This is a genomic window from Streptomyces sp. 378, from assembly GCF_030124145.1.
In the GTDB taxonomy this organism is placed as follows: domain Bacteria; phylum Actinomycetota; class Actinomycetes; order Streptomycetales; family Streptomycetaceae; genus Streptomyces.
The window spans coordinates 165,852-186,971 of sequence record NZ_JASKMS010000010.1 but is presented as its reverse complement, the minus strand read 5'-3'; the positions used below and the strand labels follow the sequence as shown (position 1 = coordinate 186,971).

16 protein-coding genes and 1 pseudogene are annotated in these 21,120 nt (G+C 73.2%); 6 read left to right on the top strand and 11 right to left on the bottom strand.

Going from position 1 to position 21,120, the window contains the following annotated elements; translation table 11 throughout:
• Positions 1 to 187 precede the first annotated feature (187 nt).
• The 7 genes from QNO09_RS16610 to QNO09_RS16580 form a co-directional block, all read right to left on the bottom strand.
• A complete protein-coding gene (locus tag QNO09_RS16610; protein WP_283970953.1) occupies positions 188 to 1,591 on the bottom strand; it encodes a cytochrome P450 in 1,404 nt (467 codons plus the stop codon).
• Between the two features lie 133 nt (positions 1,592 to 1,724).
• Positions 1,725 to 2,831, bottom strand: coding sequence for an NAD(P)/FAD-dependent oxidoreductase (locus QNO09_RS16605; protein ID WP_283970952.1), 1,107 nt, complete (start codon positions 2,829 to 2,831; stop codon positions 1,725 to 1,727).
• A 166-nt stretch (positions 2,832 to 2,997) separates the two neighbouring features.
• Complete coding sequence (locus QNO09_RS16600; RefSeq protein ID WP_283970951.1) at positions 2,998 to 4,161, bottom strand: substrate-binding domain-containing protein; 1,164 nt, start codon at positions 4,159 to 4,161, stop codon at positions 2,998 to 3,000.
• 45 nt (positions 4,162 to 4,206) lie between these two features.
• On the bottom strand, positions 4,207 to 5,265 hold the full coding sequence (locus QNO09_RS16595; protein ID WP_283970950.1) for an ABC transporter permease: 1,059 nt from the start codon (positions 5,263 to 5,265) through the stop codon (positions 4,207 to 4,209).
• Positions 5,262 to 6,794: a sugar ABC transporter ATP-binding protein gene (locus tag QNO09_RS16590; RefSeq protein WP_283970949.1), complete on the bottom strand. Its 1,533-nt coding sequence runs from the start codon at positions 6,792 to 6,794 to the stop codon at positions 5,262 to 5,264. The genes QNO09_RS16595 and QNO09_RS16590 overlap by 4 nt, the downstream gene beginning before the upstream one ends.
• Before the next feature lie 120 nt (positions 6,795 to 6,914).
• Positions 6,915 to 9,935 (bottom strand): SpoIIE family protein phosphatase, encoded by a 3,021-nt coding sequence (locus tag QNO09_RS16585; RefSeq protein ID WP_283970948.1) that lies wholly within the window; start codon positions 9,933 to 9,935, stop codon positions 6,915 to 6,917.
• Between the two features lie 144 nt (positions 9,936 to 10,079).
• Positions 10,080 to 10,502 carry a YjbQ family protein gene (locus QNO09_RS16580; RefSeq protein WP_031137210.1) on the bottom strand — a complete coding sequence of 141 codons (423 nt, stop codon included), beginning with the start codon at positions 10,500 to 10,502 and terminating at the stop codon, positions 10,080 to 10,082.
• 183 nt (positions 10,503 to 10,685) lie between these two features.
• Here QNO09_RS16580 and QNO09_RS16575 point away from each other — a divergent pair, with 183 nt between their 5' ends.
• Positions 10,686 to 11,762, top strand: a complete 1,077-nt coding sequence (locus tag QNO09_RS16575; RefSeq protein ID WP_283970947.1) for an NAD(P)-binding domain-containing protein — start codon at positions 10,686 to 10,688, stop codon at positions 11,760 to 11,762.
• Positions 11,763 to 11,802: 40 nt separating this feature from the next.
• Here QNO09_RS16575 and mltG read toward each other — a convergent pair whose 3' ends face one another.
• Positions 11,803 to 12,648 (bottom strand): endolytic transglycosylase MltG, encoded by an 846-nt coding sequence (gene mltG / locus QNO09_RS16570; protein ID WP_283970946.1) that lies wholly within the window; start codon positions 12,646 to 12,648, stop codon positions 11,803 to 11,805.
• 43 nt (positions 12,649 to 12,691) lie between these two features.
• Positions 12,692 to 14,494: an ABC transporter ATP-binding protein gene (locus QNO09_RS16565; protein ID WP_283970945.1), complete on the bottom strand. Its 1,803-nt coding sequence runs from the start codon at positions 14,492 to 14,494 to the stop codon at positions 12,692 to 12,694.
• A gap of 86 nt (positions 14,495 to 14,580) precedes the next feature.
• Here QNO09_RS16565 and QNO09_RS16560 point away from each other — a divergent pair, with 86 nt between their 5' ends.
• Complete coding sequence (locus QNO09_RS16560) at positions 14,581 to 15,030, top strand: MarR family winged helix-turn-helix transcriptional regulator (RefSeq protein WP_283970944.1); 450 nt, start codon at positions 14,581 to 14,583, stop codon at positions 15,028 to 15,030.
• A 76-nt stretch (positions 15,031 to 15,106) separates the two neighbouring features.
• Here the strand turns inward: QNO09_RS16560 and QNO09_RS16555 are convergent.
• Positions 15,107 to 15,472 (bottom strand): annotated as a pseudogene (locus QNO09_RS16555) (cation:dicarboxylate symporter family transporter); the annotation flags it as partial.
• A 165-nt stretch (positions 15,473 to 15,637) separates the two neighbouring features.
• On the opposite strand from QNO09_RS16555, the gene QNO09_RS16550 reads away from it, so the two are divergent.
• From QNO09_RS16550 to QNO09_RS16535, 4 genes are all read left to right on the top strand, one after another.
• A complete protein-coding gene (locus QNO09_RS16550; RefSeq protein ID WP_283970943.1) occupies positions 15,638 to 17,443 on the top strand; it encodes an ABC transporter transmembrane domain-containing protein in 1,806 nt (601 codons plus the stop codon).
• Positions 17,440 to 19,221 carry an ABC transporter ATP-binding protein gene (locus QNO09_RS16545; RefSeq protein ID WP_283970942.1) on the top strand — a complete coding sequence of 594 codons (1,782 nt, stop codon included), beginning with the start codon at positions 17,440 to 17,442 and terminating at the stop codon, positions 19,219 to 19,221. The genes QNO09_RS16550 and QNO09_RS16545 overlap by 4 nt, the downstream gene beginning before the upstream one ends.
• A gap of 206 nt (positions 19,222 to 19,427) precedes the next feature.
• The gene (locus QNO09_RS16540; RefSeq protein ID WP_283970941.1) at positions 19,428 to 19,898 is read left to right on the top strand and encodes a DUF5709 domain-containing protein; all 471 of its coding nucleotides are present in this window, start codon (positions 19,428 to 19,430) and stop codon (positions 19,896 to 19,898) included.
• A gap of 35 nt (positions 19,899 to 19,933) precedes the next feature.
• Positions 19,934 to 20,176, top strand: a complete 243-nt coding sequence (locus tag QNO09_RS16535) for a type B 50S ribosomal protein L31 (protein ID WP_283970940.1) — start codon at positions 19,934 to 19,936, stop codon at positions 20,174 to 20,176.
• A gap of 19 nt (positions 20,177 to 20,195) precedes the next feature.
• On the opposite strand, the gene QNO09_RS16530 is transcribed toward QNO09_RS16535, so the two are convergent.
• A complete protein-coding gene (locus tag QNO09_RS16530; protein ID WP_283970939.1) occupies positions 20,196 to 20,990 on the bottom strand; it encodes a metal-dependent hydrolase in 795 nt (264 codons plus the stop codon).
• Positions 20,991 to 21,120 lie beyond the last annotated feature (130 nt).

Sequence of the window (21,120 nt, the reverse complement as noted above, 5' to 3'; positions counted from 1 at the left end):
CAGGTCATCGAGGTGTACCTGCCCGGCCCCCGCGGGCTCTCGGGCCCTGTTCGGCATCTGCCACGAGCATCTCACCGCGGGCGCGCCGCCCACCAGCACCGTTTGTCATGTGTGCGGCGTAAAAGCGTCATCCCGGGGCCGTGAGGAACGCCGATGCGGGATGGGCGTTCGGCTCGGTCCCCGCCGGTCAGCGGCCGCCGCGGATGAGGCCCGTCAGATAGCGCCACAGCGAGGAGCGCTGGCGGGCGGTCGGGTCGGGCAGGACCTCCTCGGCCACCCCCGGCGCGGGTTCCTCCGCCCACGGCCGCGGCGGCGGCGCGGAAGCCAGTTCGTACCGCACGGGCAGGGAGCGCAGGCCCCGCATGAACGGTGAGGAACGCCACGGCAGTTGGTCGGCGGGCAGGGCGAGATCGAGGTGGTCGAAACGCTCGAACAGGCGCCCGACGCCGGCCGCCGCGACCGTCGAAGCGAGCTCTCGCGCCGGGCACTGGCGCGGCCCGGCGCCCCAGGACAGGTGGGCCCGCGTGCTGATGGCGGTGCCCGAGGCGACGTGGTCGGCGAAGAGGGGATCGGCGTGGGCGGCGCCCGGGGAGACCCACACCGGGTCGCCGGCCCGGATGGTGTAGTCGCCGAGCGGGGTGTCCCGGGCCGCGAAGCGCGGGACGAAGTTGACCAGCGGCGGCTTGCGCATCACCACCCGGTTCATGGTCTCCCTGACCATCCCGGCGGACAGGCTGGCGCGCACGCTGCCCTCGCCCGAGATGACCTCCACCACGGTGTTGGAGATGAGGATGCCGACGTGGTCGGAGGTCATGCCCAGCAGCATGAACAGCTCGCGGGCGAGGTGGTCGAGCGACAGGTCCGGGTGGGCGGCCAGCAGGTAGGAGGGGAAGTCGTCGCCCGGCTTCTGCAGCTTCAGCGCGGCCAGTTCCGCCAGCGTGGCCAGCAGGCGCTCCAGCGCGGCCTCGGCGTCGGGGCCCGCGTCGAGCACGCGCCACATGTCCATCAGCGCGTCGTCGCCCTGCGAGCCGGGGAAGCCCAGCAGATGGCTGGCCACCATCAGCGGAAGCGGCCGGGAGAACTGGGCGGACAGGTCAGCGACGCCGGTCTTGCCGCCCTGCCCGATGAGGGTGATCAGTTCGTCGGCGTAGGCGGTGACGGCGGCCTTCAGACGCTTGGCCTGGGGGTGGCGGGCGTCCTGGAAGGGCTTGAGGGCGACGTCCCAGGCGGTGCGCAGCGGCCGGTAGCCGGCGCCGCCCTGGATCAGGATGTGGTTGACCTCCAGGGAGGGGCCGAGTGGCCAGTCGGCCGGCACCCGTCCCTCGGAGCGGGCCCGCCAGTTCTCCAGGCCCTTGGGCCAGCCGTCGTCGTCCTGGAGCACCTGGAGCGACTCGCGGTAGCCGAGGACCAGCCAGGCGGGCACCCCCAGCAGGTCGACCGGCGCGACCGGTCCGTGCTGCTGGCGCAGCCGCTCGTACACGAGCGCGGGACGCGTCTCGTAGTCCCTGGTCAGCAGTGGTTCGGGACTGAGGGTCTCCAGCCTCGTGTCGTCCAGGTCCACGGATGCGCCGTCACCCCACTGGGATTCCATCGTCTTGCCACCCTCCGACACGCCCTGTACCGGCGCACCATCAGTCGGTAGCCGGAAACGGTGGGGACCCTACCCCAGGCTGAACCCACGGGTAACGACGGGGGTGGGGGACGAGGGCGCCTCCGGCGGCGGGTCAGGCCGCCGTGTAACCGAGTTGACGGCGCATGTAGGGCGTCATGAGGCTCTTCGCCTTGGCCAGGGCGGTGGTGCGGCTGCCGAGTACGGCGGACTCGCCGCCCGGCACGGGCAGCACGGTCAGTCCGTCGGCGGAGCCGAACGGCACGATGAGCGGGATGCGCCGGATCGGGCGGTACCGGCGCGGTTCCCTGCGGTGCTTGCCGGAACTCCGCAGGTGGGCGCGGATGTTGTGGGCGGCGATGTCCGCCTGGGCGAGGGCGGCCGGGGTGATCTTGAGTTCGCTGACGTCGTTCACGTCGCCGACGGCGAACACGTCCGGCCTGCCCTCCACTCGGAGGGTCCGGTCGACCTTCACCCGTCCGGCACCGTTGAGCCAGTCGCCGTGCCCGGCCAGGCGCAGCCAGAGCGTGTTGGGGGTGGTGCCCGTCGCCCAGAAGCTCAGGTCGGCCTCGATGACCGTGCCGCGGGCGTCGCGGTAGGTGCCGTAGTCGTTGCCGGGCGACATGAAGGAGTCGAGCCGTACCTCGATGTCGTGGGATTCCAGCCAGGCCAGCGCCTTGCGGCCCGGGCGCGGGCTGCCGGTGGAATCGAGCAGCGCGGGCCCGGAGTGGGCGAGGGTGACCCGGGCGTCCGGGCGGGCGAGGCGGATCTCGGCGCTGAGCTCGACTCCGCCGGGGCCGCCGCCGACGACCAGGACGTGCCCGGCCGTGGCGATGTCGCGCTGGTGCTCGGCGAACGACTTGGCCGCTTCCTCGGTGGTGGTGCCGGTGAAGCGGGCCGGTTCGGGGTAGTCGGCGCCGGTGGCGATCACGACCACGTCGTACGGCAGCCGCTCACCGGCGGCGAGGACGACCTGCCGTTCGGCGGTGTCGACGCGGACGGCCTTGCCGGTGACCACCCGGCCGTGGCGCAGCAGCCGGTCGTAGGGGATGAAGGGCGTGTGGGTCCACTCGGGGTGCACTCCGGCGCGCAGGGAGGCGATGCGGTGGAAGAAGACCTCCTTGCGGTCCACCAGGGTGACCCGGGCTGTGTCGTCGAGCCGCCTGGCCAGCCGGACACCGGCGTACCCGCCGCCTATCACCACTACGTCGCCGTCGTACACACCGAGTCTCCTGTGCCGGGGTGGGGGAACGAGGGCCGCCGCGGACGGGCCCCGCTCGGTTCGACCCACGGCGGCCACTCGACTGACGCGACAGTAGCGCTTGAAAGCTAAAGGAATTCCGGGGTTCCGTGCATGTTCCGTGAAGGGATCGGCACCTCAGCGGCCGTCACTTCCCCCAGATCTTCCGGTACGCCTCCCGGTAGCCCGACGGGTTCCAGGTGGTGGCGCCCTCGCTGTTGGCGGCCGTGGCGATGTGCGCCGGCGCCACGTATCCGCTGTGGGGACTGCCGGAGAAGGCGCGGTTGAACTCGTCGACGATCTGCCAGCCCTGGAGGTTCAACGGCTCGGGCACGGTGGCGGCTTGGTACTGCTTGTTGTTGATGCGCTGGAAGGCGGACGGGTCGCCGTCGCCGGCCCCGATGTTGAAGGGCGGGCCGGAGCCCTTCTTGCCGGCGGCGCGGAAGGCGGGGGCGGCGTCGGCGAAGTACAGGTCGTTGATGGCCACGGAGTGGGTCCAGCGGTCCCCGAAGCGGGACAGCAGGGAGGAGATCTCCCGGGGGGTGCGGCTGCTGGCGTCGGGGATGGGGATGTTCTCCACCGAGAGCAGCCGCACCCCCTGACACGTCGCCAGTTCCTCGCGGATCAGGTCGGACTTGTAACGCGCGAAGGGGATCGAGGCGTCGGTGATGAGGACGACCCCGGCGCGGCCGTCCGAGTCGGCGATGATCCACTGCGCGCTGATGCGGGCCACGTCCTGGACGCGGGTGGTGATGTTGGTGAAGAGGTCGGGCTGCCGGCTGGGGCCGGGCTCGGGGACCGCGTGCCAGCCGACGAGCGGGATGCCCTGTGCGTTGGCCCGGGCGGCCTGCCGGGCCGTCGAGTCGGGGTCGAACCCGCCGATGACGATGCCCGAGGGCCGCAGCGCCACGGCTTCGCTCATGGCCGCCTGAATGCCGGCCGGGGTGCCGCCGCCGTCGATGACCCGGACGTTCCAGCCGAGGACCCGCGCGGCGTCCCGCACCCCGTTGGCGGCGCCCGCGACGCCGGGGTTGGTCATGGTCTGGGCGACGTAGACGATGGTCCTGCCGGACACCGCCTCGGGGCCGCTGGTGGGCCCTCCCCAGGGGATGTCGGTCCGCTGCGCCCGTGTGACGGATTCCTGGGCCCGGGCGTGGACGGCGGGGCAGCCGTTCGGACCCGTCGCGGTCGCCTCCGCGGTGTCGGAGGAACCGCGTTCGCAGCCGACGAGAGCGGCGGCCGTGGCCAGCAGGACGCAGGAGGCGAGCCGCGCGGTGCGGGCTGCGGAGGCGGCCTTGCGGGTGCGGTGCACGGGAGCTCCAGTGAGGGGATCGACGCGGCGGGCGTGAGGAGGGGATCAGGGCGGTGACGTCCCGGTCTCCGGCGCCGGGGAGGACGGGGGCGGCGCGGCGGGCGTGTCGCGGGCCGCGCCGCCGCGCAGCCGCCGACGGGCCGCGTAGCCGGCCAGGCCCACGGCGACGAGCAGGGTGCCGCCGTTGAACAGCGGGACCGTCCAGAACTCGGCGCCCAGCTGGGCGATGCCGGTGAGGCCGACGGCGAGGACGGCGACGGCGACGACGGTGCCGAGGGCGTTGGGCCGGCCGGGCTTGATCGCCGTGGAGCCGAGGAGCGCGCCGACGAAGGCGGGCAGCAGGTAGTCGAGGCCCACGCTGGGGTTGCCGATCTGCTGCTGGGCGGCGAGCAGCACACCGGCGAAGCCGACGATCAGGCCCGAGGCGGCGAACGCGTAGACGGTGTACCTGCGGGTCGGGATGCCCACGAGACCGGCCGCGCGCGGGTTCGACCCGACGACGTACAGGTACCGGCCGAGGGGCAGCCGCTCCAGCACCAGCCAGAGGACGGCCGCGAGGGCGAGCACGTAGAAGGCGGGGACCGGCAGGCCGAGGAACGAGGAGTCGTAGAGGTCGGTGAACGCGGGTGGCAGGCCCTGCGGACCGGGGACGATCCGGCCGCCGTCGGTGATCCAGCCGGTCACGGCGTACATCATGCTGCCGGTGCCGAGGGTGGCGATGAAGGAGTCGATCCGGCCGAACTCGACGACGACGCCGTTGAGGACGCCCACGGCCAGTCCTCCGGCCAGCACGGTGAGACAGGCGAGGGGCCAGGGCCAGCCCTCCTCGACGACGAGCCACAGCACCATCACATGGGCCAGGCCGAGGCCGTAGCCGATGGAGAGGTCGAACGCGCCGGTGACGATGGGCACCATGGCGGCGAGCGCGAGGACCGCCGGGATCGACTGGTTGGACAGGATCGAGTCGACGGTGTCGAGCGTGGGGAAGGTGTCCGGCAGGGCGAGGGAGAAGACCAGGTAGAGCAGGGCCATGAGGACGAGCAGGCCGTAAGCGCCGACGAGGTGGCCGCCGGGGCGCTGCCGGGGCGGGGGCGGCGGCGTCATGGGTGCCCGGCCGTGGACGGGGGCAGGGCCGAGGCCGCCCGGGTGAGTCCGGCGACGGTGAGGGCGGGGCCGCTCAGCTCCGCCGTCACGGCACCGCGCACGAAGACCAGCGTGCGCCGGCAGAGGCTCGCGACTTCCTCGAAGTCGGTGGACAGCAGCAGGACCGCGAGGCCTGCCCCAAGTGCCTCCTGGAGCAGACGGTGGATCGCGGCCTTGGCGCCGACGTCGACGCTCGCGGTCGGCTCCTCCAGGATCAGCAGCCGCAGGTCCGCCCGCAGCCAGCGGCCGATCACGACCTTCTGCTGGTTGCCCCCAGACAGCGTGGCGATGGGGGTCTCGGTGTCCCGGGGGCGCACCGCGAACCGTTCGATCAGTGCCGCGGCCCGGGCCCGTTCGCCGCGGGGGCCGATCCAGCGCGGTGTGCGAGGGCCTCCGGCGCGGGGGTTGGCCAGGAGGTTCTCCCGCACGGTCAGCTCGGTGAGGCAGCCCTCCCGCAGCCGGTCGCCCGGTACCAGGCCGACTCCGAGGCCCACGGCCTCCGCGACGGTGCGGGGGCGGTACGGCCGCCCGTGCAACACGGCCTGCCCGTCCAGGAGGGGGCGGGCGCCGGCGAGGGCGCGGCCCAGGTCCATGTGCCCGGCTCCGGAGAGTCCGACCAGGCCGAGGACCTCCCCGGCTGCCAGTTCGAGGCTGACGGGCCCGGTACCGGGGGTGCGCACGCCGTCGAGGGTCAGGGCGGGCGGCGCGCCGGCCGAGGGTGCGGCGGTGCGGGGCGGGACCGGTTCGTCCACCTCTCCGACGATGTCGTGGACCAGCCGGGCCGGGCTGCGGTCCGCCAGCGGGCCGTGGCTGACGAGACGGCCGTCGCGCAGGACGGCGAAGGCGTCGGCAACCCGGTAGACCTCGTCCAGGCGGTGGCTGACGTAGAGGATGGCGTGCCCCCGGTAGCGCAGTTCGTGCAGGACGCGGAAGAGCCGGGCGCTGTCCGCGGCGGGCAGGCGGGCGGTCGGCTCGTCGAGGACGACGATGCGTGCGCGTGCCGCCAGGGCCCGGGCGATGGCGACCAGCGAGCGGTCGGCCGGCGCGAGTGCGGATACCGGGGCGCCGGGGTCGACTCGGGCGGCGACGGTCCGCAGGGCGTCGGCGCAGCGCTCGCGGGTGCGCCGCCAGGAGATCAGCCCGCTCCGGCGCGCGTACCCGGTGGTCAGGGCGAGGTTCTCGGCGACCGTCATCCACTCCACGAGCCCGAGGTCCTGGTGGATGAAGGCCATGCTGCGGGTGGCGGCCGGGCTGCCGAGCGGCTCCCCGGCGACGGTGATCTGTCCCGCGTCGGCGTGGTGGACTCCGGCGAGGATCTTGATGAGGGTGGACTTCCCGGCGCCGTTGGGCCCGAGCAGGGCGAGGACGCTGCCGGGGTGGACGTCCAGATCGACCCCGGCCAGCGCGACGGTGCCGCCGAACCGTTTGCTGAGCCCGCGGATACGGACCAGGGGTTCCGGCCCGAACGGCGAAGCCGCCTTCGTCGGCATGTCGGAAGCGTCACGCACCCCATCAAATTACAGCATTTCGGGCATCTTCAGAGTCGGTGCGGCGCCGATGGGGCACGCCTTCCCGGACGGGAGTGGGGCCGGCACGGGCCGGTGGCCGCGTCACGCCGCGTCGAGCCCGCACTCGGCCCAGATGACCTTGCCCTCCGGCAGATAGCGCGTGCCCCAGCTCTGCGAGAGCTGCGCCACGAGGAACAGACCGCGGCCGCCCTCGTCGGTGCTGGCCGCCCGGCGCAGGTGCGGGGCGGTGTTGCTGGCGTCGGAGACCTCGCAGATCAGGGTCCGGCCGTAGAGCAGCCGCACCCGGATGGGCTCGGCGCCGTGCCGGATGGCGTTGGTGATCAGCTCGCTGAGGATCAGCTCCGCCGCGAACGCGGTCTCCTCCAGTCCCCGGTCGGTGAGCCACCGCATGGCGGACGTCCGGACCTCGCCGACGAGGGCCGGGTCGGCGGACATCTCCCAGCCGACGATCCGGTTGGGGTCCAGGGCGTGGACGCGGGCCACGAGCAGGGCGATGTCGTCGTGCGGGTGCGCTGGGGCGACGGTGTCCAGGACCGCCCGGCAGGTCTCCTCGGGGGCCCGCTCGGGATGGGCCAGGGCCTCGCGCAACTGTTCCAGGACCACGTCGACGTCACGGTGCCGGTCCTCGATGAGCCCGTCGGTGTACATGACCAGCTGACTGCCCGCGGGGAGATCGACCTCGACGGCGTCGAAGGGCAGGCCTCCCAGGCCGAGCGGGGGCCCGGCGGGGAGCTCGGGGTAGGTGACGGTGCCGTCGGGGCGCACGAGTGCGGGCGGTGGGTGCCCGGCACGGGCCATCAGGCACCGCTGCGAGGTGGGGTCGTAGACGGCGTAGAGGCAGGTCGCGCCGATGACGCCGGCGCCCTTGCCGTCCGGGTCCTCCCGGTCCAGGCGGCCCACGAGGTTGTCCAGGTGGGTGAGGACCTCGTCCGGCGGGAAGTCGAGCTCGGCGAAGCTGCGGGCGGCGGTGCGCAGGCGGCCCATGGTGGCCGCGGAGAGCATGCCGTGGCCGACGACGTCGCCGACGAGGAGCCCCACGCGTGCGCCGGACAGGGGGATGACGTCGTACCAGTCGCCGCCCACGTCGGACTCGGCGGGCAGGTAGCGGTGGGCGACCTCGACGGCGTCCTGGTCGGGCAGTCCGTGCGGGAGGAGCCGGCGCTGGAGGGCCAGGACCATGCCGCGTTCGTGGGTGTAGCGCCGGGCGTTGTCGATGGACAGGGCGGCGCGGGAGGCGAGTTCCTGGGCCAGGGAGCGGTCGTCGTCCCCGAAGGAGCCGCCGGAGCGGTAGAAGCTGGCGATGCCGAGGACGACACCGCGGGCGAGCAGCGGGACCGCGATGAGGGAATGGACGTGGGTCAGCAGACGCGCGGTGTGCTCGGGGTCCTCGGCGAGCCAGCCCGCGGCGGCCTTCAGATCCGGTTCCAGCACGGCCTCGCCGCTGGTGAGGCAGCGCAGCTGGGGCGTGGTCGGGCCGAACTCGGCGCGCTTGCCGGGTGGGGTGAAGGGCAGGCCCTCACGGATTCCGTGGAGGACCGTACGGCGCAGGTCGGCGAGGGGATCGGCGGACTCCTCGCCGCGCAGCACGGCGTCGGGGAGGTCGATGGTGACGAAGTCGGCCAGTCCGGGGACCGCGGTCTCGGCCAGTTCCTCGGCGGTGCGGCGCACGTCCAGGGTGGTGCCGATGCGGGTACTGGCCTCGGACAGCAGCTCCAGACGCCGGCGCGCGGCCAGGGCGTAGGCCCCGACGTGCGGCTCCCCCAGCATCACCAGCCCCCGGGCCGGGAACGCCGCCTCGGAGTGCTCACGGAGGCCGTCGGCCGTGCCGGAATCCGCAGCCGGGCGGCCATCGGCCATGGTGGGCTCCGCGACCCGGCGGCCAGCGGCCGTGCCGGGCTCGGCGGGGTCGGCGCGCCTGGCCCCCGCGACCGACCCGACGGCACCCCCGTCGCCGGCCGCCGGGAGGGTCGCGCCGGGCTCGGCGGGCACCCGCGGCGAGGCGGTCGCACCCGCCCTGGCGACCGCGTGCGACCCGGCCGTGCCGCCGTCTCCGTCGGCCGTGACGACCGGGCCCGGGACCGCGGCGAGGTGACCGGGCGGCAGGATGATCCCCGGGCGCGGGGCGGCGAGGGCCGACAGCTCGTCCGCCTGGTGGGGTATGGCAAACGGCTCCCCCGCCGGGGCCCCGGGCAGCACGGCCTCGATGGCGATGCCCCGTACGCCGGAGCTGCTCGTCACCGGGCGGCTCACGAGCGTCACCCACCGGCCGCCGGGCAGGGGCACCTCGACGGCACCCCGCTGTGCGCCGGAGATCAGCTCGGCGGCCTTCTCCCTCAGGATCGCCTCGTCACAGGGCCGGAACTCGTTCGCCAGCGCGTCCATCGCCACGCCGCGACGGGGACCGGCGGTTTTGGCCCCGGAGGCCAGGTACGTCCGCAGCAGGGCGCGCTCGTGCGCGGAGCTCTGTGCCAGCAGCCGCCGTTCGATGCCCTCGGCCGCCCTGCGGATGGCGACGCCCAGGGCAGGCCGCTCGAACCCTCTTGGATAGCCGAGGCACAACACGCCCTCGATGCGCCCGCTGAGCGGGTCCCGGACGGGCAGCGCGACACAGGCGCTCTGCTGGGAGCGCTCGGCGAAGTGCTCGGCGCCGTAGACGCGGATGAGCTGCCGCTCCGCCAGGGCCAGCCCGATGCCGTTGGTGCCGGCGACCTGCTCGGCGAACACGAACCCGGGCACGACCTGGATGGCGGGCAGACTCCTGGTCATCGACGGGTCCCCGAAGCGGCGCAGCAGCACCGTCCCGTTCGCGTCGGCGACGGAGATGTTGACCTGGCTCCCGGCGAACGTGGCCTGCAGCCGGTCGAGCACCGGCGCGGCCGCCCTGACGATACGGCCGCCCGGGTCGAAGTCCTGCCGGTAGGGCAGGTCGGCCGTGTCCGGCGACAGGCCCAGGGAGCGGCAGCGCTGCCACGAGTTCAAGATGGACGTCCGGACGCCCTCCGCGACCGCCTCGCCCTGGAGGAACAGCTCACGCAGACTGGCGGGCCCCGTGCCGTCCGTCGCACGCCCCGCCGGCTTGGGTTCCTCGCCGGACCGAACCACGCTTCGCCTCACTTGCGCCGCGGCAATCCGCTGCTCGAAAGACAGTCTGGCATTGATGAGGATACGGGCATTACGGGCAGGCGTCACGGCGTGCGGGCGCCGCACGGGCCGGTGACCGGCTGGTCGCGGCCGGGCGGGCGGCACTCACCCCAGGAAACTCAGGCGCACCTTCCGTTCCGGGTTGTCCCTGTTGGTGTCCACCAGGCACACCGACTGCCAGGTGCCGAGCTCCAGCCGGCCGCCCAGCACCGGCAGGGTCGCGTGGGGCGGGACGAGGGCGGGCAGGACGTGGTCGCGGCCGTGGCCGGGGCTGCCGTGCCGGTGCTGCCAGCGGTCGTCGGCGGGCAGCAGGGTGTGCAGCGCGGCCAGGAGGTCGTCGTCGCTGCCGGCGCCCGTCTCCAGGACGGCGATGCCGGCCGTGGCGTGCGGGACGAAGACGTTGAGGAGGCCGTCGCGGCCGGCGGCCGCCTCGCGCAGGAAGGACTCGCAGTCGCCGGTGATGTCGAGGACCCTCTCCGCGGCACCGGTGCTGACGTTCAGGACTCGGGTGGTGAAGACATCTGACATGCCCCCATCCTGACGCACGCGCCGGGCTTCCCCGGGCCATGCCCGGGCGGGTGGCGAAACGGCCTTCGGACGGGGCGCGGCGGGCCGGGCACCACGAGCCTCGCGCGGCGCCCACGCGACAAGACCGACAGGGGGAAGACCCACGGCGGGAAGATCCATGCCCTCACCCCGGTTAATGGAAATGTGAACTACACACGTGAGGTCGAGGTAGTCGTCGTAGGCGCGGGTCAGGCCGGTCTGGCCGGCGCCTATCACCTGCGGCGTTCCGGTTTCGAGCCGGACCGCGACTTCGTCGTGCTTGACCACTCCCCGGGCCCCGGCGGCGCCTGGCGGTTCCGGTGGCCGTCGCTGACGTACGGCAAGGTGCACGGGATGCACGCGCTGCCGGGCATGGAGCTCACGGACGCGGACCCGCGACGGCCGTCCGCCGAGGTGATCAGCGCGTACTTCGACCGTTACGAGCGGACCTTCGACCTGCGGGTCAGGCGCCCGGTGGACGTACGGGCCGTGCGCGAGGGGCCCGCCGGGCGGCTGCTCGTGGAGACCTCGGACGGCGTGTGGTCGGCGCGGGCGCTGATCAACGCGACCGGCACCTGGGACCGGCCGTTCTGGCCGCGCTGTCCGGGCCAGGAGACCTTCCTCGGGCGGCAGTTGCACACCGCGCAGTACCCCGGGCCCGAGGAGTTCGCAGGGCAGCGGGTCGTGGTGGTGGGCGGCGGCGCCTCGGGCACCCAGCACCTGCTGGAGATCGCCTCGTACGCGGCGGCCACCACCTGGGTGACGCGGCGCCCGCCGGTCTTCCGTGAGGGGCCCTTCGACGAGGACGCGGGCCGCGCGGCGGTCGCGCTCGTCGAGGAACGGGTACGTCGGGGACTGCCGCCCCGCAGTGTCGTCTCGGTCACCGGGCTGCCGCTCAACGACGCGATCCGGCAGGGCATCGAGGCCGGAGTGCTCGACCGGCAGCCGATGTTCGACCGCATCACACCGACGGGTGTCGACTGGGCCGACGGCCGCCATGTCGACGCCGACGTCATCCTCTGGGCCACCGGATTCCGCCCCGCCATCGACCACCTGGCCCCGCTCCGCCTGCGCGCCCCCGGCGGCGGCATCCGCATGGAGGGCACGCACGCGGCCGCCGACCCCCGCATCCACCTCGTCGGCTACGGCCCGTCGGCCAGCACCATCGGAGCCAACCGGGCCGGCCGCGCGGCCGTACGGGACATCAGGCGACTGCTGGAGAGGGAGCCGGCCGCGGCCTGACACCGGCCGGGGCGGGCCCGCGGGGCGGTCATCCGGCCTGTCATCCGGCCGCCCGCGCCCCGCTCTTCTTGCTCTGCGCGTTGAACTCCGCGACGTTGCGCTGGTGTTCCCGGTAGTCCGCCGTGAAGCGGGTGTCGCCCGGGCGGACCGTGACGAAGTACAGCCAGTCGCCCGGCGGTGGATTGATGGCCGCGCGCATCGCCTCCTCACCCGGGTTGTCGATGGGTGTGGGCGGCAGTCCCATGCGCTGGTACGAGTTGTAGGGGCTGTCGAGCCGGGTGTCGCTCTCCGTCGTACGGAGGCTGGAGCGGTTGAGCGCGTAGTTGAGGGTGGAGTCCATCTGCAGGGGCATGCCGCGTTCGAGGCGGTTGAAGATCACCCGGGCCACCTTGCCCATGTCGGCCCTGGTGGCCGCCTCCGCCTGGACGATGCTGGCGATGGTGACGGCCTGATAGACGTTCATGGCGTTGCGCTGCGCTCCGGCGGCGATGGGCGCGCCGTTGAACTTCTCGTTCGCGGTGTCGACCATCAGCGTGAGGAGCTTGTCCGGCGTGGTCTTCTCCTGGAGCGGATAGGTGGCCGGGAAGAGGTAGCCCTCCGGGTTGCCCTCGGCGTCGTTCGGCAGTTTCAGGGCCGCCTTGTCCAGGGACTTCTTCGTGCTGCCCGCGGGCAGGTCCAGGGCCTTGTCGACGGCCGCGTAGACCTGGCTCGCGCGCCAGCCCTCAGGGATGGCCAGGGTCGTGGGCCGGCCCTCCTCCTCGGTGCCCAGGGTCAGCAGCGGCACCGCCACGGCGGTACCGACCACGACGGCTCCGGTCGCGACGAGGGCGATACGGCCCCGGCGCGTCAGTCGAATCGTGCTCCGTGGCGGAGTGTTCTTCTGCATGCGGGCACGGTAACCCGCATACCGCCATAAACCCGGCATATTTTCATTTTGTCGGTTCCAGTTGGGCGTCCCGGCGTACGAGCGCCGCGTACCGGCCGCCCTGCCGCAGGAGCTCCTCGTGCGTGCCGCGTTCGACCGCCCGGCCGGAGTCGAGGACCACGATCTGGTCGGCGCCGCGCACGGTGGACAGCCGGTGGGCGATCGTGAGGGTGGTGCGGTCCGCCGACAGGGCGTCGATGGCGTCCTGGACGGCGGCCTCGGTCCGGGTGTCCAGCGCGCTGGTGGCCTCGTCGAGGATGAGGACCGGCGGGTCGCGCAGGATGGTGCGGGCGATGGCCAGGCGCTGCTTCTCCCCGCCGGAGAAGCGGTGGCCGCGCTCGCCCACCACGGTGTCGTAACCGTCGGGCAGGGCCGCGATGTGGTCGTGGATCTGCGCCGCCTTCGCCGCCTGGTGGAGTTCCTCGTCCGTGGCGTCGGGCTTGGCGAAGCGCAGGTTGTCGGCGACCGAGGCGTGGAAGAGGTACGTCTCCTGCGAGACGACGCCGACCGCGCGGGCCAGGGTGTCGAAGTCGAGGTCCCGGACGTCGACCCCGTCGAGGGTGACACGGCCGCCGGTGGCGTCGTAGAGCCGGGGCACCAGATAGCCGAGGGTGGACTTGCCGGCGCCGGTGGGGCCGACGATCGCGAGGCTGCCTCCGGCCGGGACGGCGAGGTCGACGCCGTCGAGGACCGGGCCGCCCTTGCCGTCGTAGCCGAAGGAGACGTTCTCGAAGCGGACCTCGCCCTTGACCCGGTCCAGGCGCATCGCGTCGGGGCGTTCGGTGATGTCGATCGGCAGGTCGAGGTACTCGAAGATGCGCTGGAAGAGGGCGAGCGAGGTCTGGATCTGCACCCCGGTCGACAGCAGGCTCACGGCCGGGCGGAACAGGCCCTGCTGGAGCGAGACGAAGGCGACGATGGTGCCGATGGAGACCTGGGGGCCGCCCAGCTGGAGGGCCATGCCGGCGGTCCAGTAGATGACGGCGGGCAGGGCGGCCATGACGATGGTGATGACGGCCATGCGCCACCGGCCGGCCATGTTCGAGCGCACTTCCAGGTCGACGAGCGCCTCGGACTCGCCGGAGAAGGACTTCGTCAGCGAGTCGGAGCGGCCCATCGTACGGCCGAGCAGGATGCCGCTGACGGAGAGCGACTCGGTGACGGTGGCGGCCATGGCGGCCATCTGCTTCTGGCGCTGGGTGGTGATCTTCCGGCGTTCGTTGCCGACGCGGCGGCTGATCCACACGAACACCGGCAGCAACAGCAGTGAGACGACCGTCAGGCGCCAGTCGAGGACGATCATCGCGACGATCGTGGCGACCACGCTGGTCGCGTTGGAGACCAGGGAGGTCGCGGTGGAGGTGACGGTGGCCTGCATGCCGCCGATGTCGTTGGCGATGCGGGACTGCACCTCACCCGTGCGCGTGCGCGTGAAGAAGGCGAGGGACATGCGCTGGAGCCGGCCGAAGACGGCGGTGCGCAGGTCGTGCATGACGCGCTGGCCGACCGTCGTGGAGATCAGGGTCTGGAGGACTCCGAAGACGCTGGTGAGGACGGCGCTGAGGATCATGCCGAGGGCGAGCAGGCTGAGCAGGCCCGTGCGCCCCTCGGGGATCGCGACGTCCAGGATCTCCTTCAGCAGGAAGGGCGTGGCGACCGAGACCAGTGACGCGGCACCGACCAGCAGGCCGACGATCGCGAGCCGGCCACGGTAGGGGCGGAAGAGGCCGAGGATGCGGCGGACCTGCCGGGGCTGCTCCTTCGAGTCGGCCGGCGGGGTCCAGGGGGCTTCACGGTCGGGATGCATGGGCTCCTACGAGGAACGCGGCGGATCGGATCACCGCTCATTGTTACCTATACTCACAATGAACTGCATCCTGATATTGTTCCCGTATGACCACGCCCGACTCCGACGGCCTGCTCGCCGAGCAGTTGCTGCGGCTCACCCGCCGGGTGCACCGCATCCAGAAGCGCCATCTGGAGCAGCGCGAACTCGGCATCACCCCGGCCCAGTCCAGGTTGTTGCGCACGCTGGCGCACTGGGGCTCGCCGCCCCGCATGGCCGACCTGGCGGAGCGGCTGGAGGTGGTCCCGCGGGCCGTGACGACGCTGGTCGACGGCCTGGAGGCGAGCGGCAAGGTGCGGCGGGTCCCTGACCCGGTGAACCGGCGGGTGATCCGCATCGAGCTCACGGACGACGGCCGGGCCGCGCTGCGCGAGCTGCGGGCGGCGCGCAGGTCGGCGGCGGAGGAGATCCTCGCGCCGCTGACCGGGGATCAACGCGAGGCGCTCGGAGGGCTCTTGGACACGCTGATCGACGGGGCGCCGGCGCGGTCCTGCTGACCGGCCGGACCACGACACGGGGCCGCGGCCACCGCTCGTCCTGCTGGAGCGGTGGCCGCGGTCGGTTCGGTCCGGGTCAACCGGCCTCGGGCGCGGGCTCCTTGAGCTCCCCGACTTCCTTGGCCTTCTGGGCCTGAATGCCCACGGCGAGCGCGTCGGCGCCCGCCTCGGCGTCGGCGGCCTCGTCATCGTCGTCCGGTTCGCGGGGGTCCGCCCCGTCGAGCACCCTCTTCGCCCGGGCGGTGTCCAGGGCGCCCTCCCAGCGGGACACCGCGAAGACGGCGACGCAGTTGCCGAGGAGGTTCGTGACAACGCGCATCGAGTCCATGACGCGGTCCACGCCGAGCAGCGGCGCGACGGCTCCGGCGGGGAGCGCCCCCAGGGACGAGGCGGTGGCGGACAGGGCGAGGAACGCCGAACCGGGGATGCCCGCCATGCCCTTCCGGCTGTCGGCCGATTCCGCCCGGCGGACGGAAAACCGTTTGCCTCCGGCGGCGTCGCGAAGCGAACCTGTCACGGTTTGCTGCCTCTGCCGGCGGTAGCCCCACTCCCCTGCCGACCCGTCTCCCCATCCCGTTCGCCCTCCGACACGAGCCACTGGGACGTCATGCAGATTCAAGACCTTCCGTACCCCGACCCGGGCGTGCCGGACGCGCGTTCGGGGCCCCGCTTCCTGTGGTGGCTCTTCCGCAATCAGCTGGACGGCCAGCTCAAGTCGCTGGCCTGGGGGCTGTTGCACTTCACCTCCGTCGCCGCGCTGCCGTTCTGCGTCGGGGTCGCCGTGCAGGCCGTCGTCGACCGCTCCGGCTCACGGCTCGCCCTGGCGGGCGGCCTGCTGGCGCTGGCCTGCGTGGGCAACGCGGTCGGCGACACCTTCCTGCACCGCACCGCGATCACCAACTGGATCACGGCGGCCGCCCGCGTCCAGCAACTGCTCGCGCGCAAGGCCGCCCATCTCGGCTCCGCACTGACCCGGCGCGTCGCGGCCGGTGAGGTGGTGGCCGTTTCGACGGGTGACGTCGAGAAGATCGGCTGGTTCGTCGAGGCGCTGTCCCGCTTCACCGCGGCCCTGGTCACCATCGTGCTGGTCTGCGTCGGGCTGCTCGTCTACCAGCCGGCGCTCGGCGTGGTCGTCGCCGTGGGGCTGCCCGCGCTGGCGCTCGCCGTGCTGCCGCTGCTGCCCCGCGCCACCCGGCGCGCCGACACCCAGCGCGAGAAGGCCGGACGCGCCACCGAACTCGCCTCGGACACCGTCGCCGGGCTGCGCGTGCTGCGCGGGATCGGCGGCGAGGAGCTGTTCCTCGACCGCTACCGCAACGCCTCCCAGGAGGTCCGTCACGCGGCCGTGCGCAGCGCCCGGATGTGGTCCCTGATCTCCGCGATCCAGGTCCTGCTGCCCGGGCTGCTGCTCATCGCCGTCGTCTGGTACGGCGTGCGGCTGGCGCGCGAGGGGCGGATCACCGTCGGCGAACTGGTCACCGTCTACAGCTCGGTGATGGTCCTCACCTACCCGCTGCGGCACTTCGAGGAGATCGCCATGGCGTACTCCTTCTCCCGGCCCTCCGCCAAGCGGGCCGCGGGAGTGCTGTCGCTGCAGCGGCCCACCGACACCGCCGGATCGCGCGCCGACGACGTCCCCTCCGGCGACCTCTACGACCCGGAGACCGGACTGCTCGCACCCGCCGGGCGATTCACGGCCGTGGTGTGCGGTGACCCGGACGCGGCGGGCCTGCTGGCGGAACGGCTGGGCGGACACCCGTCCCAGGAGGGCACCTCGGTGCTGCTGGGCGGGGTGCCGCTCGACGAACTCCCGCTGGACAGCGCCCGTACGGCCGTCCTCGTCCAGGACAAGGACCCGGTCCTGCTCTCGGGCACGCTGCGCGACCTGCTCGACGTACCCGCGTCGGGTGACGTCCCGCCGCAGGCGGCGCTGGCGGCCGCGCAGTGCGACGACGTGCTGGCGGCGCTGGTGCAGGGCTCCCTGGACACCGCCGATCCCATGGACGCGCGGATCACCGAACGCGGCCGGTCCCTGTCCGGCGGTCAGCGCCAGCGGCTCGCGCTGGCCCGGTCACTGGTCACCGACCCGGAGGCGCTCGTCCTGGACGAGCCGACCTCGGCCGTCGACTCGCACACCGAGGCGCGGATCGCGCAGGGGGTGCGGGAGTTGCGCGCCGGGCGCACGACCGTGGTGTTCACTTCCTCCCCGCTGCTGCTGGACCGCGCCGACCGGGTCGTGTTCCTGCACGACGGCGAGGCCGTGGCGGTCGGCGCCCACCGCGAGCTGGTGCGCAGCGAACCCCGCTACCGGGCGGTGGTCACTCGCGAGACGGACGACGAGGCCGCGCTGAACGGCTCCGTCGCCCTGCAGGACGTCCTGAAGGAACTGGAAGAGATCGAGGAGAAGGCATGATCGGCGTCGCGCCACCGGCGTACGACCCGGCGGCCCCGACCACGGCGAGCACTCTGCCGGTCGGCGCCCCCGAGACCGTCCGCGCCTATGTGGCCGAACTGCTGCGCCGGCACCGGCGGGCGTTCCTGGTGCTGATCGCCGTGAACACGGCCGCCGTGATCGCCTCGATGGCCGGTCCCTGGCTGCTGGGCGGACTCGTGGAGCGTGTGTCCGGCGGGGCACGGGACCTGCGGCTGGAACTGACGGCCGGGCTCTTCCTGGCCGCGCTGGCCGTCCAGGCGGTGTTCGTCCGTGAGGTGCGGTTGCGCGGGGCGATGCTGGGCGAGCGGATGCTGGCCGACCTGCGCGAGGACTTCCTCGTCCGGTCGGTGGGGCTGCCGCCCGGGGTACTGGAGCGAGCCGGGACGGGCGACCTGCTGTCCCGGATCACGACCGACATCGACCGGCTGGGCAACGCGATGCGCGAGGCCGTGCCGCAGCTGTCCATCGGCGTGGTGTGGGTCGTCCTGCTGATGGGCGGACTGGTGATCACGGCGCCGCCACTGGCGCTCGCCGCGCTGCTCGCCCTGCCGCTGCTGATCGTCGGCTGCCGCTGGTACTTCCGGCGGGCGCCCTCGGCCTACCGTTCCGAGGCCGCAGGGTACGCCGCCGTGGCCGCCGCGCTCGCCGAGACCGTGGACGCCGGGCGCACCGTCGAGGCGCATCGCCTGGGCGAGCGCCGCGTGGCGCTGTCGGAGCGCCGGATCCGGGAGTGGACCGCCTGGGAGCGGTACACGCTCTGGCTGCGGTCGGTGCTCTTCCCCGTCGTCAACGTCACCCACGTCACCGTGCTCGCCTCGGTCCTGATGATCGGCGGCGTGTTCGCCCTGCACGGGTGGATCGACGTCGGCCAGCTGACCACCGGTGCGCTGATCGCCCAGATGCTGGTCGACCCGGTGGGCATGATCCTGCGCTGGTACGACGAGCTCCAGGTGGCGCAGGTGTCGCTGGCCCGGCTCGTCGGGGTCCGGGACATCGAGCCCGACGCCGGGGACGCGTCGGTCGCCCCCGAGGGACGGCAGGTGCACGCCGACCGGGTGCACTTCGGTTATGTGGAGGGCGTGGACGTCCTGCGCAAGGTGTCCCTGGAGGTCTCCCCCGGCACCCGGATGGCCCTGGTCGGCCCCTCGGGTGCGGGCAAGTCCACGCTGGGCCGGTTGCTCGCCGGGATCTACGCGCCCCGGGACGGCCGGATCACCCTGGGCGGCGCCGAGCTGTCCCGGATGCCCGCCGAACGCGTCCGCTCCCATGTGGCCCTGGTCAACCAGGAGCACCACGTCTTCGTGGGCTCCCTGCGCGACAACCTCCGGCTGGCGCGGACCGGTGCCGTCGACGCCGAGCTGTGGGCGGCGCTGGGGGCGGTCGACGCGGACGGCTGGGCCAGGGCACTGGAGGACGGTCTGGACACCGAGGTCGGCTCGGGCGGCCTGGCGCTCACCCCGGCCCAGGCCCAGCAGATCGCGCTGGCCCGCCTGGTGCTGGCCGATCCGCACACGCTGGTCCTGGACGAGGCGACGTCACTGCTCGACCCGCGCGCCGCCCGCAACCTGGAACGCTCCCTGGCCCGGGTTCTCGACGGCCGCACCGTCGTCGCCATCGCCCACCGGTTGCACACCGCCCACGACGCGGACGTCATCGCCGTCGTCGAGAACGGCCGCATCGGCGAACTGGGCAGCCACGAGGAGCTGGTCGCGGCGGACGGCGCCTACGCGGCGCTGTGGAGGTCGTGGCACGGCTGAGCACCTCGTCGTACGGGACGGCGTCCCCGCGGGCGCCGGGTCCTTGGCGTTGCGCGGTCCCGAGCCTGGGTGGAAGTCTGGAATCAGGCACCGGCTCGGGGAACGCCCGGCACTCAGCGGCTCGGGCGGCGCCGGCGCTCCATGCGGCGGCGGCCCGGCGCGGGACCCGTGCGATCGGGCCCGTCCCCATCCCCTGGGAGGTACCCGTGAACAGCTCCGACGGCTGGGGAGACGACGTCTACCAGCCGGACCAAGACGAGCAGAGAGAGGACACGGGGCTGCTCGACGCCGAGGACACCCTGGAGTACGACGGCGTCGACGATCCCCTGGACCGGGGCTGGTCCCCTCCCGAGCGGCCCTGGGCCGTCGAGCACCTCGGCGTGACTGCGGCCGAGCGGCAGCGGGGCGAGACACTGGACCAGCGGCTCGCCGAGGAGCTGCCCGATGCCGCCGCCCCGGACGGTGACGGCCTGGGGGACTGTGAGGACACCGACGGGGAACTCCTGGACAACGAGGTCGGCGCCGCGCGCTCCGGCCGGCTCGTGGCACCCGACGAGGGCGCCCACGAGGACGAGGAGGAAGCACTGGTCGCCATGGACGTGGGTATCGACGGCGCCGCCGCGTCGGCCGAGGAGGCCGCCGTGCACGTCGTCGACGAGGACACCCTGTCCGGCTGATCGCGAAACCGGCCCGAGTCGTTCGAGGAGCGTTCATGCAGCAGGACAAGCACCCCGACTACCACCCCGTCGTCTTCCGCGACCGCGCCGCCGGATACGCGTTCCTCACCCGGTCCACCGCGAGCAGCGACCAGACCATCGAGTGGGACGACGGAGAGACCTACCCGGTCGTGGACGTGGAGATCTCCTCGGAGAGCCACCCCTTCTACACGGGCAAGGCACGCACCGTGGACTCGGAGGGCAGGGTCGCCGCGTTCGAGCGGCGCTACGGCGGCTGAGACAGAGGGCGGGACCCGCTCAGATGACGTTGAGCGCCGCCGCGCAGCCCACCCCGCCGAGCAGCATGAACACCGGCATCAGCACCTTCAGCTCGACCCAGCTGCCGGCCCGGAACCGCATGGCCTTCGGCGGCCCGATCGGGTACCAGCGCTTGCGCCCGACCGGGATGGGCCACAGGATCGGGCAGCCGGACACGGTCAGCGCGTCTCCGATGTCGTGCACGAGGGCGCCCAGCACCACCGGCAGCCCCAGCCACAGGTACTCCTGGCCCGGCGCCGCGAACAGCCAGTCCGCGCCGTTGCCCGGCTGGTCCAGCACGCCCGCGAGGATCCATGCGGTGGCCGCGGCCAGCAGCCACACCAGGACCTCGCTGCTGGAGCCGCGCGTCGCCCGCCACAGCAGGCCCTCGATGGCCAGGACCAGGTGCACGAAGAGGATCGCGAGGACGCCCCAGCGGTCGCTGGTGATCGCCACGGCCGAGGTGCCCGCACCGATCAGGACCGCCCACAGCCAGGTGTGCGTGAGGGTGCGGTGCCCGCCGGAGCGGCGCGGGTCGCCCTGCTTCCTGGTGGCCTTGTAGACGGCGTACGACAACTTGTCCACGATCTCGCACAGCCAGCGCGACACCGGCCCGAAGGACCGGGAGATGGTGGCGGCCTTGTGGTCGAGGTCCGGGGCCAGGGCCGCTCCGGCGCAGATCAGGGCGCCGACGAGGAGGACCGGCCAGGGCATCGGGTGCCCGGCCGCCGCGGCGGCCGCACCGACGCCGAGCCAGGCGGCGGCTCCCGACAGTGAGTGTGCTGGTCCCATCATGGCCGCTGCCCGCCCCATTCGTCATGTGCCGCTGTCCAGTTGACCGGGCGCGCTGACGTCCCGTCGGCGCCCCAGCGTAGCGTTCGTGATCTTCGGGCCCGCAGCCGATTCCCGCATCGGGTATCGGGCC